The sequence below is a fragment of the Nitrosomonas sp. sh817 genome, from assembly GCF_030908545.1.
Taxonomy (GTDB): domain Bacteria; phylum Pseudomonadota; class Gammaproteobacteria; order Burkholderiales; family Nitrosomonadaceae; genus Nitrosomonas.
This window is the reverse complement of the sequence record NZ_CP133083.1, coordinates 2,245,505-2,261,826: the sequence shown is the minus strand read 5'-3', so window position 1 is coordinate 2,261,826 and position 16,322 is coordinate 2,245,505. Positions and strand designations below refer to the sequence as shown.

Annotated in this window: 13 protein-coding genes; 7 read left to right on the top strand and 6 right to left on the bottom strand. The window is 51.0% G+C overall.

Features of this window, described 5'->3' with window-relative positions; translation table 11 throughout:
- Positions 1-12: 12 nt before the first annotated feature.
- The 6 genes from serS to RBH92_RS10600 form a co-directional block, all read right to left on the bottom strand.
- Complete coding sequence (gene serS / locus RBH92_RS10625) at positions 13-1,320, bottom strand: serine--tRNA ligase (RefSeq protein WP_307932029.1); 1,308 nt, start codon at positions 1,318-1,320, stop codon at positions 13-15.
- 33 nt (positions 1,321-1,353) lie between these two features.
- A complete protein-coding gene (locus RBH92_RS10620) occupies positions 1,354-2,688 on the bottom strand; it encodes a replication-associated recombination protein A (RefSeq protein ID WP_307932028.1) in 1,335 nt (444 codons plus the stop codon).
- A complete protein-coding gene (gene lolA, locus RBH92_RS10615; protein ID WP_307932027.1) occupies positions 2,666-3,292 on the bottom strand; it encodes an outer membrane lipoprotein periplasmic chaperone LolA in 627 nt (208 codons plus the stop codon). The genes RBH92_RS10620 and lolA overlap by 23 nt, the downstream gene beginning before the upstream one ends.
- 53 nt (positions 3,293-3,345) lie before the next feature.
- Entirely contained in the window at positions 3,346-5,646 is a 2,301-nt protein-coding gene (locus RBH92_RS10610; RefSeq protein WP_307932026.1) for a DNA translocase FtsK, read from the bottom strand.
- Positions 5,647-5,940: 294 nt separating this feature from the next.
- Positions 5,941-6,873 carry a GGDEF domain-containing protein gene (locus RBH92_RS10605; RefSeq protein WP_307932025.1) on the bottom strand — a complete coding sequence of 311 codons (933 nt, stop codon included), beginning with the start codon at positions 6,871-6,873 and terminating at the stop codon, positions 5,941-5,943.
- Positions 6,874-7,058: 185 nt separating this feature from the next.
- Positions 7,059-7,475, bottom strand: coding sequence for an RDD family protein (locus tag RBH92_RS10600; RefSeq protein ID WP_307932024.1), 417 nt, complete (start codon positions 7,473-7,475; stop codon positions 7,059-7,061).
- A gap of 291 nt (positions 7,476-7,766) precedes the next feature.
- Here RBH92_RS10600 and RBH92_RS10595 point away from each other — a divergent pair, with 291 nt between their 5' ends.
- The 7 genes from RBH92_RS10595 (at position 7,767) to RBH92_RS10565 (ending at position 16,232) form a co-directional block, all read left to right on the top strand.
- Positions 7,767-8,474, top strand: coding sequence for an energy transducer TonB (locus tag RBH92_RS10595; protein ID WP_307932023.1), 708 nt, complete (start codon positions 7,767-7,769; stop codon positions 8,472-8,474).
- Between the two features lie 3 nt (positions 8,475-8,477).
- Entirely contained in the window at positions 8,478-9,236 is a 759-nt protein-coding gene (locus RBH92_RS10590) for a MotA/TolQ/ExbB proton channel family protein (protein ID WP_307932022.1), read from the top strand.
- Positions 9,236-9,658 (top strand): ExbD/TolR family protein, encoded by a 423-nt coding sequence (locus tag RBH92_RS10585; protein ID WP_307932021.1) that lies wholly within the window; start codon positions 9,236-9,238, stop codon positions 9,656-9,658. The genes RBH92_RS10590 and RBH92_RS10585 overlap by 1 nt, the downstream gene beginning before the upstream one ends.
- A 115-nt stretch (positions 9,659-9,773) precedes the next feature.
- A complete protein-coding gene (locus RBH92_RS10580) occupies positions 9,774-10,001 on the top strand; it encodes a (2Fe-2S)-binding protein (RefSeq protein WP_307932020.1) in 228 nt (75 codons plus the stop codon).
- Positions 10,002-10,244: 243 nt separating this feature from the next.
- Positions 10,245-12,572 carry a TonB-dependent siderophore receptor gene (locus RBH92_RS10575; protein ID WP_307932019.1) on the top strand — a complete coding sequence of 776 codons (2,328 nt, stop codon included), beginning with the start codon at positions 10,245-10,247 and terminating at the stop codon, positions 12,570-12,572.
- Positions 12,573-12,675: 103 nt separating this feature from the next.
- Complete coding sequence (locus tag RBH92_RS10570) at positions 12,676-14,925, top strand: hypothetical protein (protein WP_307932018.1); 2,250 nt, start codon at positions 12,676-12,678, stop codon at positions 14,923-14,925.
- A gap of 230 nt (positions 14,926-15,155) precedes the next feature.
- On the top strand, positions 15,156-16,232 hold the full coding sequence (locus tag RBH92_RS10565; protein ID WP_307932017.1) for a multicopper oxidase domain-containing protein: 1,077 nt from the start codon (positions 15,156-15,158) through the stop codon (positions 16,230-16,232).
- Positions 16,233-16,322 lie beyond the last annotated feature (90 nt).

Genomic DNA, 16,322 nt, shown 5'->3' with positions numbered 1-16,322 from the left:
TGGGTATGAGGCTCATTTTCCCCCGTTGCTTACCAGCCGGTCAAGACCGTTCATATACGGACGCAGCACTTCGGGAATGGTGACGCTGCCGTCGGCGTTTTGATAATTCTCCAGCACTGCCACCAGCGTGCGGCCGACCGCCAGGCCGGAACCGTTCAAGGTATGCAGCAGCACCGGTTTGCCGTTTTCGTTGCGGAACCGCGCTTGCATGCGCCGTGCCTGGAATGCTTCGCAGTTGCTGCACGAGGAAATTTCGCGATAGGTGTTTTGCGCCGGCAGCCAGACCTCGATGTCGTAGGTTTTCGCCGCCGAAAATCCCATGTCGCCGGTGCACAGCGCCATCACGCGGTACGGCAAGCCGAGTTTCTGCAGGATTTTCTCGGCGTGGCCGACCAGTTCCTCCAGCGCATCGTACGACTGATCGGGATGCACGATATGCACCAGTTCGACCTTGTCGAATTGATGCTGGCGGATCAAGCCGCGGGTATCGCGGCCGTAGCTGCCCGCTTCGGAGCGAAAACACGGCGTGTGCGACACGTATTTAAGCGGCAAGGCTTGCAGCGGCACGATTTCGTCGCGCACCATGTTGGTGATCGGGACTTCGGCAGTCGGGATGAGATGATATTCCGGGCCGCTGGCCGGATCAGCACCGCCGGCTTTGACGGCGAACAAATCCTGTTCGAACTTCGGCAACTGCCCGGTGCCGCGCAGACTGTCGCGGCTGACCAGATAGGGCACGTAGGTTTCGACATAGTCGTGTTCCTGCGTGTGCGTATCAAGCATAAATTGCGCCAGTGCGCGGTGCAGGCGGGCGAGACCGCCTTTCATCAGACTGAAGCGCGCGCCGCTGAGCTTGGCAGCGGTTTCAAAGTCGAGCAGCGCCAGGCCCTCCCCGATACTGACGTGATCCTGGATATCGAAATCGAGTGGACGCGGTTCGCCCCAGCGGCGGATTTGCACGTTGCCGGTTTCGTCCTTGCCTTCCGGTACGCTGGCGTGCGGCAGATTCGGCACTTCCAGCAAGATTTTCTGCAGTTGTTGCTGAATCCGTTCCAGGTGCTCTTCCGCTTGTTTCAGCGCATCACCCAGGTTGGCGACTTCCGCCATGATCGCCGAGGTATCTTCGCCTTTGCTTTTGGCCTGGCCGATTTTTTTCGATGCCGCATTACGCTGCGCTTGCAGCTCTTGTGTCTGAGTTTGAATGATTTTGCGCTCCGCCTCCAGGGCGTTGAACGCTTCCACGGGGAAAGCGAAGCCGCGTTTGGCGAGCTGGCGGGTGACGTTGTCCAAATCGGTGCGTAGTTGCTGAATCTCTAGCATGCGAACTCCAAAATAGCCGGTATCGTTGAAAAGTTATATTTTATGCTTGGCTTGCTCATCCAAGCTGTGCAAATAAGCCAGTTTTTCCCGGATTTTTTGCTCCAGGCCGTAAGCGGTGGGTTGGTAAAAGCTGACTGCCGGCATATCGTCCGGAAAATAATTCTCACCGGCGGCGTAAGCGCCCGGACAATCGTGCGCGTAACGGTAAGCCTTGCCGTAGCCGATGTTTTTCATTAGCTTGGTCGGCGCATTGCGTAAATGCAGCGGCACGTTGCGCGATTTGTCGCGGGTGATGAAAGCCCGTGCCTGGTTGTATGCCAGGTAAGCGGCGTTGCTTTTCGGCGCGCTGGCCAGATACAGCGCCGCTTGCGCCAAGGCCAACTCGCCTTCCGGGCTGCCGAGCCGCTCAAAGGTTTCGCAAGCGTCGAGCGCCAGGCGCAACGCGCGCGGATCGGCTAGGCCGATGTCCTCGACCGCCATGCGGATCAAGCGGCGTCCGATATAGAGCGGATCGGCGCCGCCGTCGAGCATGCGGCACAACCAGTATAATGCGGCATCCGGCGACGAGCCGCGCACCGATTTGTGCAATGCGGAAATCTGATCGTAAAACGCGTCGCCGCCTTTGTCGAACGCGCGGGTGTTGCGTGATAACGCATTGATGACTAAATCCTCGCTGATCTGCGTGACTGCTTCAGTGGTTGCCGCAGTTTGAATCTGTTCCAGCAGATTGAGCAAACGCCGGGCGTCGCCGTCGGCAAATTCGATCAACAGCCGCCGGGTATCCGCTGAAAATTGCAACTGTGGCATCGCAAGCTTGTGCGCGCGATCGAACAGTTGCGCCAGTTCTTGCCCGGACAGCGCGGTCAAAATGTACACCTGCGCGCGCGACAGCAGCGCGTGATTGACTTCGAACGACGGGTTTTCGGTAGTGGCGCCGACAAAGGTGATCAATCCTTGTTCGACATAGGGTAAGAAAGCGTCTTGTTGCGATTTGTTGAAGCGGTGCACTTCGTCGACGAACAAAATGGTATGGCGCCCGCTTTGCTGCAGCGTGAATTGCGCTTGCTCGACGGCGTTGCGGATATCCTTGGTGCCGGACAGCACTGCGGAAAGCGCGATGAATTCGCATTGAAATTCGGTCGACATCAGCCGCGCTAGCGTGGTTTTGCCGGTTCCCGGCGGTCCCCACAAGATCATCGAATGCGGTTTGCCGGCCTCGAACGCCAGCCGCAACGGTTTTCCCGCGCTTAACAAGTGTTCCTGGCCGATGACATCGCTTAAATGTTTAGGGCGCAGCTGTTCCGCGAGCGGTGCCTGGGGTGCGTGACTGGCAAACAGATCCGGATCACTCGCTGATGACATCGGCATTGTCGGGCGGGGCGAATTTGAACAAGTCGGCGGATAGCGTAGGATTCTTGTTCCAGCCGGAAAACGACAGCAAGGTGGTTTGGCCGAAATTATCCCGCAATGCCATGATTTTTAACTCGCCATCCCGGGAGAATGCCATTTGTATGAATTCAAACGCGCTTTCTTTGCTCTTCGGAGTCGCTTCGAGCCATTCCAGATCGTTCTGCACACCCAGCTCGACCAGCTCAAAATTTTCCTCGATGGTGCTGCTGCCGGCCAGCAGCGCCGCCGGACTGCTGCCGATCGCGATATTAAATTGCCTTATGGTGACTTGATTGAGATCGGGATCGTAAAACCAGACTTGCGTGCCGTCGCCGACGATCATTTGCTCGTAGGGTTTTTCATAGACCCAACGGAATTTTTCCGGGCGTTCGAATTGCATCGTACCCTTGGATTCCTGGATGGCGCGGGCGCTTTGATCATAGAGCGTTTGGGAAAAATCGGCGCGGACAGTGCGGGTTTCCCGGATGAATGTTTTCAAGCTTTCGATTGCGGTTGCTTCCGCAAAAACAGGCAACAAGCAGCCCAGCAGAAGCAGTAAAACGGAACAACGTGAACGGGCCATAATGTTCCTAATATGAAATGATGGTAAAAAGACTGGCATCGGAATGCGCATGATTATTCCTTGCGCGACGGCGCCAGAACTTCGCGATTGCCGTTGCTTTGCATCGCGGAAACCAGCCCGGCGCGTTCCATGTCTTCGATCAAGCGCGCCGCGCGATTATAGCCGATGCGCAGGTTCCTTTGCACCAGCGAGATCGAAGCGCGGCGGGTTTTGACGACGATGGCGACGGCTTCGTCATACAATGGATCGGATTCACCGTTGGGCGGTTTTTTCAGGTCGGTTGCGCCATTGGCGTCGCTTTCTTCGTCACTGGATTGAAGGATTTCTTCGATGTAATCCGGTTCACCGTGTTCTTTCAGATATTCGACCACTTTATGCACTTCGTGATCGGCGACAAACGCGCCGTGCACGCGTTGCGGATAACCGCTACCGGGCGGCAGGTACAACATGTCGCCTTGACCGAGCAGCGCTTCCGCGCCCATTTGATCGAGAATGGTGCGTGAATCGATTTTGCTCGACACCTGGAACGCAACCCGCGTCGGGATATTGGCTTTGATCAAACCGGTGATGACATCGACCGAAGGCCGTTGCGTGGCAAGCAGTAAATGGATGCCGGAGGCGCGGGCTTTCTGCGCCAGACGGGCGATCAGTTGCTCGACTTTTTTGCCGGCGACCATCATCAGATCGGCCAATTCGTCGATGACTACCACGATCAGCGGCAGTTCTTGCAAGTATTCCGGTTCTTGTTCCGGCGGCAGCAGCGGATTGACCACCGGTTCCTCGGTTTTGGCGGCATCGCGGATTTTCTGGTTGTAACCCGCGAGATTACGTACACCTAAAGCCGACATCAATTTATAACGCCGTTCCATTTCGTTGACGCACCAGCGCAGCGCATTGGCGGCTTCGCGCATATCGGTGACGACCGGTGTCAGCAAATGCGGAATGCCTTCGTAGACGGATAATTCCAGCATTTTCGGATCGATCAGAATCAGGCGGGTTTGTTCCGGCGTGGCTTTGTAAACGAGACTCAGGATTACCGCATTGATGGCGACCGATTTGCCGGAGCCGGTGGTGCCCGCGACCAGCGCGTGCGGCATTTTCGCGAGATCGGAGACGATTGGGCGGCCGCTGATGTCTTTACCCAGCGCGATGGTTAAGGGCGATGCCGAATCGGCATACACTTGCGAACCCAAAATTTCCTGCAGCCGCACGATTTCGCGCTTGGGATTGGGAATTTCCAGACCCATGCTGGTTTTACCGGGGATGGTTTCAACCACGCGGATGCTGGCGACGGATAACGCGCGCGCCAGATCCTTCACCAGATTGATGACTTGATTGCCTTTGACACCGACTGCCGGTTCGATTTCATAGCGGGTAATGACCGGCCCCGGAAATGCCGCGACAACTTTGACATCGACGCCGAACTCCTTGAGTTTGCGTTCGATCAGGCGCGAAGTGAATTCCAGTGTTTCCTTGGATAACACTTCAAAGTTTTTTTCCGGTTCATCCAGTAGATGCAACGGCGGCAACGGTGAATCAGGTAGATCGGAGAACAGCGATGGTTGTTTCTCCTTGACGATGCGCTGCGACTTGACGATGGTGGCGGCTGGCGGCTCGATATGCAAATGCGGGATGTTTTCGATGCGTTTTTTTTCGGTTTCCACGGCTTTCTCGCGCACATGCGCGGCGATGACGCCGATGAATTTGTCTTGCCGGGTTTCCCAAGCGTGTTTGAGCAGAATGAGCAAATCCTCAACGCTTTCACCGATTTTTTCCACGAAACGCACCCAGGATAAACCGGTAAATTGGCTGAAGCCGACGGCAATCAGAATCAATAACGTCAGCGTTGCACCGGTAAAACCCAGAATTTGCGACAGATAATGGCTGATGGTGTTGCCGAGCATGCCGCCGGGCAGGAGCGGTAATGACAGATTGAGTGAATAAAATCGTAACGATTCCAGTCCGCTGCTGGCGGTCAGCAGCAGAAAAAAACCGCCGACCGACAGCAGCATCGAATGGCGATCAAAAATTCCGGCGGTATCAATGCGGCGATAGCTCCAGGCGATCGCCGATAAAAAGAAAGCGACCCACCACCAGGCCGATGCGCCGAATAAAAACAATAATAAATCCGCCAGCCAGGCGCCGGCATATCCGCCGGCATTTTGTATTTGGTCGGTTTCGCCGCTATGCGACCAGCCGGCATCGCCACGGTCGTAACTGGCAAAAATCATAATCAGATAGAGGGCAGCCCCCATCAGAACCAGTAAACCGGATTCGCGCAGCAATCGGGCGACTCTGGGGGAGAAATTGCGGCCGGTTGATTTCTTGGCCATTGGTTTGTTCAATAAACTCATGAGTATCTCAGCAACGTAGAGGTGTCTGATTGATACACCGGATTATATAAGAGAATTGAAAGTAATTACTTTAAGCAGACAATGATTAATTGCCTACACGGGCGAATCACTTTGTTGCGCGGTACTCGTTTTATCGCCTATCTTGTTGATATGTCTCAGTTGCTGCGAAGTACATGAAGAAATGCAAATGCAGGAGATGCGACAAACGATTTATATCAATCCAATAGGTGAAAGCGAACCCGCACGTTGTGCAATGAAGCGATTTGTTCGAGCTGAGGATTATTCGGCGATTCCCTAATCAATTCGTGATCGCGACAGGATAGCGGCAACCGGCGGTTTATCCTTGCAGGATACGGACGGTAACGTTGAAACCTGGTTGCCACCGTTGCGTTTCGAGATGAATAACGCTTCTTCAGCGCGCTTGCATAAATGCATTTGATCATCGGTTTCTTCCAGAGAGGCGATGCCGATGCTTAGCAGAACCTTATTTTCAGCCTGCTTGCCCATTCGTGCCGCTATTTTTTTTCGTACCGATTCGCATACTTTCTTGGCTTCTGCCAGTTCGGTTTCAGGGAACAGGATTGCGAATACATTGTTATCAATGCGATAGAAGAAATCAGTGGCTCTGATATTGATGCGGATATCGTTGGAGATCCGTTGAATGTAATCATTGCTGTTGCGGTAGTTATAGTTATCATTGAATAACTTAAACAAATCAATATCGATGATGGCAACCGATAAGTGATGGTGATACCGCTTGCAACGCAATATCTCGGTTTCCAATTCCGTCTCAAAAGATTGCCGGTTTCTATACCCGGTGAGAGGGTCTGTCGCTACTTGGTTCACTAGCGAGGAAATATCGATGTTGGCTCGTTTGATTCGAGTGACCATAATGGCCGTGGCGATGATCAATAACACGGTGAGTCCACGATTGATCAATACAATATGTATTGGTGCATCAATACCCGGAGAGAGATACAAGCCGGAAATAGTAAAAACAAGACTGAGTGTGGCGATAAGGTAGGAGAATCCGATACTGCTGATCCATAGGCTGGCGAAAATGACTAATACATAGGGTGCGCCAGCGGCAACGCCGAGCGGTAAATGCAGATCAATGATAAATATAAAAAACGTAGCGGCCACAATAATCAGACTGTTCGCATGGTTGGTCCATTCCCGGAACAAGACTTTGGTTGCGGCTGTTGTAGCAAAAAAATGATCACGCATCGTTAGTGTGTCCTACCTAATAAGTAAAACCAATCCCCATTCATCTGTACGGATCATGGGTTCTATTTTAAGCGTTAAAACGTGAACAGCAACATCAAACCCAGAACCGGGATATTATTACATATCTTTGATAACAGTACTAAATTTCTTTAGCTTTCATCCGGGGTCGTGAACGTTCTCCGGGGTCAGTGCTCAACTTTGATGATACGGGTTCCAGCGATGCGATCGTGCAAGTATTGATGGTCGCGATCGAACAATGCCCAGACAATCCCGATTCCGAATAAGAAAATGCCTACGACGGCCAGTAAGAAACGCGTGATTGCTTGTTTGTTATTCAAGATTTTACCGTCCGCTGTCACCACGCGCATTTTCCAAGTCTGCATGGCCAATGTTTGACCGCCACGGGTCCAGAACCAGGTGAAGTAGTACCCCATTATCGCGAGCAAGTAGAATTGAAATAGCGGCTTAAAATAAACAGCTTGCGTATCTCTGAAAATGAAATGGAAAAGAAAACTAGCCATAAACAATACTGCCAGTAATAGCAGCAGCTCATAAATTAAGCAAACTGCCCGCCGCCAGAAACCGGGTGTGGGGTATGTCATAATTAAATTAGATCAATGAATGCATTAAGTAAATTGATTGAAATTTTTTTGATTGATAGAGCGGAAAATAATCGCGAATAGGTTGAGTTTTGAGGTGTTTTTGATGTCTTCGGCGATTGATAATTATTATCGTTTGCGTTATTATTATAAAAACCCGGAAAATGATCTTATCAGTTGTAAATTCTATATCAAAACGCAATGTTTGCAGCTTGTCTCTGGAAAGAAAATGACGGGTCTCCGGTTTTTTTAAATCAAATCAGTTAAAAGTTTGTTTGGATTCGCTATTCTGAAATGCAATCATTATCCCGGAAAAATATTGAGTATTTGGAGCAGCGGCGGCATTTTATCTCATTACCCGGTTTGATTTTTGTATTGATTGTTCATGCCGCATTATTTTATTTTCTATGGAATCAGCGGCTTATTCCGAATCCGGATCAAGCGCTTACATTGTTCGCTGAATTGATCACACTGCCAGTACCGGCAGTGGCTCCTCCAGCGCCACCCGAACCGGCTCCGGTTAAATTGCAGCCGGCGAAAAAACCAGTCGTCAAACCCCAACAGGAACGGCTGGTTGCAAAATCTCCCGTGACTCCCAAACAAGAATATATCGAACCTGCGCCGCAGCCGGTCCCCGCTCCGGTGACCGAACCGGTTAACGAATCACCGGCGATGGCGGAAGCGCCGCCGGCTCCGGTATCGGCCAGCCCGGTTACGTTAACTTCGGAATTATCGGTTTCCTGTCCGAAGCTTACCCCGCCGACGTATCCGGCTATTTCCAGGCGGATGGGTGAAGAAGGCAAACTGGTGTTGCGTGTGGAACTGGATGAAAGAGGGCGCATCGATGATGCGAAAGTTATCAACAGCAGCGGCTACGAACGGCTGGATGCTGCTGCGTTGACTGCGGTCAGGGACTGGCAATGCAATCCTTCGTTGCGTAACGGCCAGCCGGTGCGGGCAGTCGCTTTACAGCCTTTTAATTTTGTATTGCAAGGAAATTAATTCATGGAACAAGGTCTCGGTTTTTCGCATTTTCTCGATCAGATCGACAGTGTCGGTATCAGTGTGCTGGTGCTGTTGCTGTCGTTGTCGGTGGCAAGCTGGTATCTGATCATCACTAAAAGCATTGCGAATCTTATCGCTACGCGCCGCGCCGAGGCTTTTTTAAGGCATTTCTGGAATGTCGATTCTTTGCAAGTTGTTAGTAATGAGTTAAAAAGCGTGCCACCCAACAATGCTTTTGCCGAGCTTGCAAAATTGGCAATCGACGCTGCAGCGGATGCTAAGATTCACAGTTCTCATAAATTGGCAGCCGCTGGGGGTACCAGCGAGTTTCTGACACGGACTTTGCGAAACGGTATCGATCAAGAAGCAAATCGCATAGAAAATGGACTGACATTAATCGCATCGGCCGGATCGGCCGCGCCTTATATCGGCTTGTTCGGTACGGTGTGGGGTATTTATCATGCGCTGATCCAAATTGGTTTATCCGGTCAAGGCACTCTGGATAAAGTCGCCGGTCCGGTCGGTGAAGCACTGATCATGACAGCGCTCGGCCTTGCAGTCGCTATCCCGGCGGTGCTTGCATATAACGCTTTTGTCCGCCGCAACCGCATATGGCTTGCCCGCTTGGAAGCTTTTGCTCATGACTTGTTTACATTGGTTACCGTGGGTGATGAGAATCATCAAGGCTCTACTCCGGCGCTGGAAGCGATGCAATCATACTCCGCCGATACCGGTAACATTGCTGAGAAGGTGCAATAATGGCATTCGGAAGCATGCAGGATAACGGGCGTCAGGCGCCGATGGCGGAAATCAACGTCGTGCCGTTAGTCGATGTGATGCTGGTTTTGCTGATTATTTTTATCATTACCGCGCCGCTTCTGACGCATTCCGTCAAAATTGATCTGCCAAAGGCGGAAAATACACCGAATATCACCCAGCCGGAGCATGTCGAATTGGCGATCCGTGCCAGCGGTGAATTGTTCTGGAATGGCGAACCGGTGATATTGGAGCAGCTCTCAGGACGTTTTTCCGCTAAGGTCGCTGAAGAGCCTGCAACAGAATTACATATTCGAGCCGACAAACTGGCCCATTATGAGCATGTTGCGCGTGTGATGAGCATCGCCGCGAAAGCTGGTATGACCAAAATCGGCTTTATTACCGACCCCTCTGCTGAGAACTGAGTTTTTATAATCTTGTTGCATTTTTCGGATATCTAAGTATAATTACGAATCATTCTCATTAGTAATAACTGATTTATTGCGAAGAGTTCATCGCGATTCGTTTTGAGGTGTCGATATGTACGTGTGTATATGCAGGGGAGTAACGGAAAAGGCTATTCGGGAAGCGGTTCATGACGGCGCTGACCGCATGAGGGATTTGAAGGAGTGCCTTGGTGTTACTGAGCAGTGCGGAATCTGCGCGTGTCACGCGAAACAAATTCTTGATGAGACCTTGCGGGAGCGGCCGCCGCAAATGCAGAGTTTCCTTTCATCGTCCGCTTGCCTGTGTGAAACGTCGGTCTGATGAACATCATGAGTGAAGTGCTGGGTTCTTTGCTGTAACATACGCCAAATTTTATTTCGATCTAACTATTAGCGATTATTTTCCTATCCGATAGCTCAGAATAAAATATTCTTCTTCAAGCCTGGTTAAGAATTATAAAAAATGTTTCAGCGCTTTAATAAAATCCAAATCCCGGTCGGGAGGATTTGTTTTGTAATCTTAACCAGTTTAGCCAGTACCTTTCTTTTCCCCCTCCATCTCAGCTTGGCGGAATCTCCGGCTGCAGCGGTATCTCCAGTACGTTCTTATAATATCCAAGCGGGCCTTTTGGAAGATGCGCTTAAGCAATTCGCCGAGCAAGCAGGAATTAAGCTTGCTTTTGATCCTGGGCTGTTACAAGGTAAAGTGACTTTTGGATTAGAAGGTGATTTTGAAGTTAAACAGGCACTTGATCGTTTGCTTGAGAACTCCGGTTTACAGGTAGTCCGGTTAGGCGAGAGCTTTGCAATAACTCCGGTTCCGGCTGCGAACGGTGCGGAGCAGGTGGTGACGCTGCCTTCGATACAAATTTCGGCCACCAATAACAATCGTTATGCTGCAACCAGCACCAGCACCGCGACCAAAACCAACACACTGTTGCGCGATGTGCCGCAATCCATCACGGTGATCACCGGTGATTTAATCAAGGATCAATCAATCCGGAGTCTTGCTGACGCGGTCCGGTATGTTCCCGGCGTCGGTGTTTCACAAGGCGAAGGCAATCGCGATGCCTTAGTATTTCGTGGCAACCGCTCCACAGGAGATTTTTTTATTGATGGCATCCGTGACGATGCTGAGTTTTATCGCGATCTTTATAACATTGAACGTGTGGAAGTGCTTAAAGGCGCTAACGGCATGATCTTTGGACGAGGCGGTTCGGGAGGCGTGGTCAATCGCGTAACCAAAGAAGCCAACTGGAATCCGGTCAGGGAATTTTCATTCCAGGGCGGCTCGTTCAACCAGAAAAGAATGACCGGGGATGTCGGTTATGTCATCAATGATGTCGCCGCCATCCGTTTGAACGCTATATATGAAGACGCCGGCAGTTTTCGCGATGGCGTCGACATGGAACGGCTGGGGATTGCTCCTACCGTAACCGTCAAGCCGACCAACCGCACGAAAGTGGTTCTGAATATGGAACGCTTTCATGACGACCGTACCGCCGATCGCGGGATCACATCGGTAGTGGGAAGAACCGGGCAAGTCACCGGTCCGGTCGATGTCGGCCGTTCGCAGTTTTTCGGAGATCCGCGGCGTAGTAATGCGAATATCGACGTATTATCGTTTGGTTCCTTCATAGAACATAAATTCGATTCGGGTTTTACACTGCAGAACCGTACGCTTTACACAACCTACGATAAGTTCTATCAAAATGTATTTGCGAGCGGTGGTCTCAATTCGCTGACCGGTTTGTTGCCGATCGGTGCTTATAACAATACGACGACACGCGATAATGTTTTCAATCAAACCAATTTACTTTATTCGCTTAATACCGGTCCGATAGCGCATACCCTTTTGGCCGGGGTCGAGGTTGGGCGGCAAGAAACCCATAACCGGCGTGAAACCGGGTTGTTCAATAATAGTGTTTCCAGCACCAACATTTTTGTACCGATCAGTAATCCGGTGACTAATCTACCGATTACTTTCCGCAACCGGGACGGAGGTGGCGATCTCGATGCGCTGAATCGCAGCATTGTGAATGTAACCTCGCTGTACATTCAGGATCAGATCGAAATATTGCCGCAACTTCAGGTGATTGCAGGGGTCCGCTATGATATGTTCGAGGTCGATTTTCAGCAGAAGAACGGCCCGCGGGATCATCTGAAGACGCGAGACGATTTGATTGCGCCTCGTTTTGGGGTGATTTATAAACCGATTGAACCGCTTTCATTTTATGGCAGCTACAGCCAGGCTTTCGTGCCTCGCGCTGGCGATCAGTTGACCGCATTGAATGTTACCGTGGAAACATTGAAACCGGAAAAATTTACGACGCTTGAAACCGGTGTGAAATGGGATATCCGGCCGGACTTGGCATTCACCGCCGCAGTCTATCAACTGGATCGTACCAACGTCATCAATTCCGTGGTCGGAGGGCAAACATTCTTGACCAAGGGACAGCGCACCGAAGGTGTTGAAATCAGCTTGGCAGGTCAACTCACAACCAACTGGAGTGTGATGGGCGGCTATGCTTATCAAGTCGGTGAAATTGCCAGTGACATTTTAGGAATTGCGAGAAAAGGGGCTACCGTTGCGGAGTTACCTAAACACACCTTTTCAGTGTGGAGCCGTTACGATATTACACCCCGTATCGGTGCCGCCTTTGGCGTGATACATCGTGACAATATGTACGCTTCCCTGACCAATCGCGTCAGTTTGCCGGATTTTACCCGTGTTGATGCTGCGCTCTTTGCGCAGTTTTCCAAGAGTTTCCGGGGCCAGGTAAATATTGAAAATCTGTTTGATACGAAATATTTCGCCGCAGCGCATAATGATTTTAATATCACCCCGGGTTCTCCCATTGCCGTCAGAGCCAGTCTGATTGCGAATTTCTGAGTAATTGCAAAACGTATAAAGTAATTTTATTTGAATTAATTAATAAGAATCATTATCATTGTCATTCGTGTTAGTGTTTATACTTTTAAAGGGAGTTTACAGAATGTTTATGTTGAAGAAACTCGGCCGATCATTGATTCAATTAATGATCGTGAGTTTATGTTTGTTTCCGGTATATGTCAGCCAAGCCACAGCGGCAGCGAATGTTGCCACGATCGAATCGGCTGTGGCCGCTTTCAAGACGATAGGAACGTTGCGCAGAGAATTTCCGATTAACGGGGAAGCAATCGCGGCGGCCTACACAGGGGCCTTACAAACCTTGACGAAGGAGATCGATACCGCTAATTCCTTAACTTTGGATAGTGATGTTCTGGCAGCGGTAGACGATCTCATCAATGATCGCGAACCCAGCCTGGCGGCGCAAACCATCGATAAAACCCTGCAGCGTGTGTTTTATCAAAGCATTTGGAACCGTATTTCCGCGATCCGGGATCAGTTTAAAACTGCGGCAACTGCGGAGTTGGTTGTCATGCTGGATGAGTCCGTAGCGGCATTTCAAGCGCTCTCAACGACGGTTGCCCGGGAAAATCAAGTATTGACGGCGGATCGGCAAGGGCTCGTAGCGGGCAGCAAGCCGGGTCTGGATGTCGATGTGAATAATTTCTTTACCCAAGTCAGAACCGCATTGAACAAAAGCAACCCCGATCAAGATTTCAATACGGTGCAAATTGCCCGCTATGGCATCCGCTTGTCGCTCACCCGCGCTTATTACATCGGTGTGCTGCGCGAAGTCGCCGGTATTCTGAATAATCGTGCGACAGACCCGGACGAAGCGCGCATTGCGCAAAAGGAAGGGGAAGTCTTTTATCGTATTATTGAGCCGCTGGTGGCGCGAGGAAATCCTGCCGGCAGCCTGATTATTAAGAAACAATTGACAGGCGGTTTTTCAAACGTTGCCGCCGATGAGATTGTGAGTGAATTGGGTAAAGGTTTTATCCCTCGTGTAACCGCCGAATTGACGGGGCAAGAGCGCGCGATCACATCGGGTGATCGTGCGGCGGCGTTGGCGGAAGCTGCGGGCGCCAAGTATTTTGCCAGGATTTTTTTACCGGATCTGGAATTGCGCATAGGCGCTACGGAACGCAGCAATCTGGAACAACAAATGGAGAATCTGCTGACTGCCAGCGACGAGTTGAGTGCGGCCAAATCCAAGGAAGCGCGTGATGCGATTATCGCAATTCTGACGAAGTACGAGAATCAGCTCAATCGCGCCAAATATGAAATCGTTCAGCATACCGCCCTCATCGATAATGCCGTTGCAAACTTTCTGCAGATTGGCGTGTTGCGAGGCAAGATCCCGATTGATGTCGATGCAATTGCCGCAAACTATGCGGGCGATTTACAGCAACTGACGAAAATCGTCGATCAAATCTATGGCACGATGATCGATCAGGATGTTACGAATGCCGTCAATCAAGCAAAAAGCGGCAGTGAACTCGCTCAAGCGCTGCAGAAGATCGATAAATCATTACAACGCGTATTTGCTCTGGTGGTTTATAACCGCGTGACGCTGGTCGCTGACCAATTCGCGGATTTACCGGCGGATGCATTGGCGCTTGAATGGGATCGAGCTTATTCGGCGTATACCGCGATCGCCGGAACCGCAAACCGGCCGGAAAAAATACTGTCAACGGATAAGAAATCCATCATTTCCGGCACAGATCCGGATTTGGATTATCAAATTGTTTCCGCATTCGTTCAAGGTAAGCAAGCGCTCAATAAAGCAAATGCCGATGACCGTTTGGCTTTGGCGCTGGCGCGCGAGAATATCGTCATTCCCTTGGTAAGAAGCTTCTTGATCGGCGTGTTGCGCGAGGTTGAAGGCATTATCACCAATCGCGGCTCGGATACCGATAAAGCCAGGGAGCAACAGGTCGAGGGTGAATTTTTCTTCCGCACGGTCGATGCCTTCATCTCGCCTGATAATCCTACGGGCAGCAGCCGCATCCATGCGCAATTTACCGGTGATCTGAACAGTGTCGTTGCCGATACCATCGTCAGTGACATCAGCAAGGGAATCTTGGGACAACTCAAGCGAGGCTTGAGTGAAGTTGGAACAAACTTTCTTTCTAATAAGAATCAGGCATTACTGGCGGTAGAAAGATTGTCGCTCTATGCAGGAATCTTCGCCGCGGATCTTCAGCTTCGCTTGAATGCGCTGCAACGCGCCAAATTGGAAAATGCAATCAGAGATCTGCGGGAAGCGGTCCTGGCCGGAGATGCCGATCGAGCGGTTGCATTGCGATCCATTCTGATGCAGGTTATTACCGAGTATGAAAGCAAGTTAAGTTAGGAGCACGTATCAGAGCCTCGCAGTCAAAGCCCTTCTGCGAGGTTCGCTCCGCCCAAGGATGGTAATGTCTTATTTCATTTATTCAAATCAGTTTCCCCAGCCAGCCACGGTTTTTCCTTTCCGGTAGCCAGCCAGCATAACACCAGCTTTTCAGTGCTCCATCGCGATCGCGTGAATAGCGATGATTGTTGTTGCAATAGCGGGTGCTTAAAAACAGGAGAAAATAATCAATGTGGCAGAAGAAGATTTACTGCACGGCTTTCGCGATCATTTGGCTTGGCGGGTTCATTAATGCCGCTTACGCCGCCCGGGAATATTGGATTGCCGCCGATGAAGTTCAATGGGATTACGCCCCGACATTTCCGATGAATCCGATGACCGGCAAGGAATTTACCGCGGAACAACGCGTATTTGTAGAGCAGGGAATAGGACGGCGTTACCAGAAATCGCTTTATCGCGAATATACCGAAGGATTCCGCGCGCTGAAACCGCGCTTAGCCGAAGAGCAACATCTCGGTATTCTTGGGCCGGTGATTCGTGCAGCAGTGGGCGATAAAATTATCGTCCACTTTAAGAACAATACCCGTTATCCCGCCAGCATCCATCCGCATGGAGTGTCCTACACCATGGCGCATGAAGGCGCGCCGCATTCGCGAGCGGCCGGCAACGAGCATAAACCGGATGGCGTCGTCGCGCCGGGCGGAGAATATACCTATGCCTGGGATGTGCCCGAGCGTGCCGGACCAGGCCCGAACGATCCTTCGTCGATTGCCTGGATTTACCACAGCCATGTCGATGAAACTGCCGATACCAATGCCGGCTTGATCGGCGCGATTATCATCACCAAAAAAGGATTCGAAGATGCGGACCGTGCGCCGGTCGATGTCGATCGTGAATTCATTTCCCTGTTTACCGTGTTCGATGAAAACGCCAGCTTACATTTGCAAAGCAATCTGGCGGCTTGCACCGGTCTGTGCGATCCCGATGATGAAGAATTTCAGGAAAGCAATTTGATGCATGGTATCAACGGCTTGGTTTACGGCAATAATCATGGCTACTCCATGCGCAAAGGCGAACGCGTGCGCTGGTACATTCTGGGCATGGGCACGGAAGTCGATTTGCATTCCCCGCATTGGCACGGCGCCACGCTGCTGCATAACGGCAATCGGCTGGATGTGACCGAAGTGCTGCCCGCCGCCACTAAAACGCTCGATATGCAGCCCGACGTCCGTGGCCGCTGGATGTATCACTGTCATGTCAATGATCACATCAACGCCGGCATGATGACGAATTTCATCGTTTATTGATATTGATTTTTATGTTGAGAAAACCAATCTTGGGAGATCAAGATTGGTTTTTTCAGAGAGGAGAAACTAAAAGAGAGGAAGGAAGAAATG

Coding starts and splice junctions, on each gene's coding strand:
- RBH92_RS10620 (WP_307932028.1), bottom strand. CDS start 2,688: ATGCCGATGTCATCAGCGAGTGATCCGGATCTGTTTGCCAGTCACGCA.
- RBH92_RS10605 (WP_307932025.1), bottom strand. CDS start 6,873: ATGCGTGATCATTTTTTTGCTACAACAGCCGCAACCAAAGTCTTGTTC.
- RBH92_RS10580 (WP_307932020.1), top strand. CDS start 9,774: ATGTACGTGTGTATATGCAGGGGAGTAACGGAAAAGGCTATTCGGGAA.
- RBH92_RS10590 (WP_307932022.1), top strand. CDS start 8,478: ATGGAACAAGGTCTCGGTTTTTCGCATTTTCTCGATCAGATCGACAGT.
- RBH92_RS10595 (WP_307932023.1), top strand. CDS start 7,767: ATGCAATCATTATCCCGGAAAAATATTGAGTATTTGGAGCAGCGGCGG.
- RBH92_RS10610 (WP_307932026.1), bottom strand. CDS start 5,646: ATGAGTTTATTGAACAAACCAATGGCCAAGAAATCAACCGGCCGCAAT.
- RBH92_RS10585 (WP_307932021.1), top strand. CDS start 9,236: ATGGCATTCGGAAGCATGCAGGATAACGGGCGTCAGGCGCCGATGGCG.
- RBH92_RS10600 (WP_307932024.1), bottom strand. CDS start 7,475: ATGACATACCCCACACCCGGTTTCTGGCGGCGGGCAGTTTGCTTAATT.
- RBH92_RS10570 (WP_307932018.1), top strand. CDS start 12,676: ATGTTTATGTTGAAGAAACTCGGCCGATCATTGATTCAATTAATGATC.
- serS (WP_307932029.1), bottom strand. CDS start 1,320: ATGCTAGAGATTCAGCAACTACGCACCGATTTGGACAACGTCACCCGC.
- lolA (WP_307932027.1), bottom strand. CDS start 3,292: ATGGCCCGTTCACGTTGTTCCGTTTTACTGCTTCTGCTGGGCTGCTTG.
- RBH92_RS10565 (WP_307932017.1), top strand. CDS start 15,156: ATGTGGCAGAAGAAGATTTACTGCACGGCTTTCGCGATCATTTGGCTT.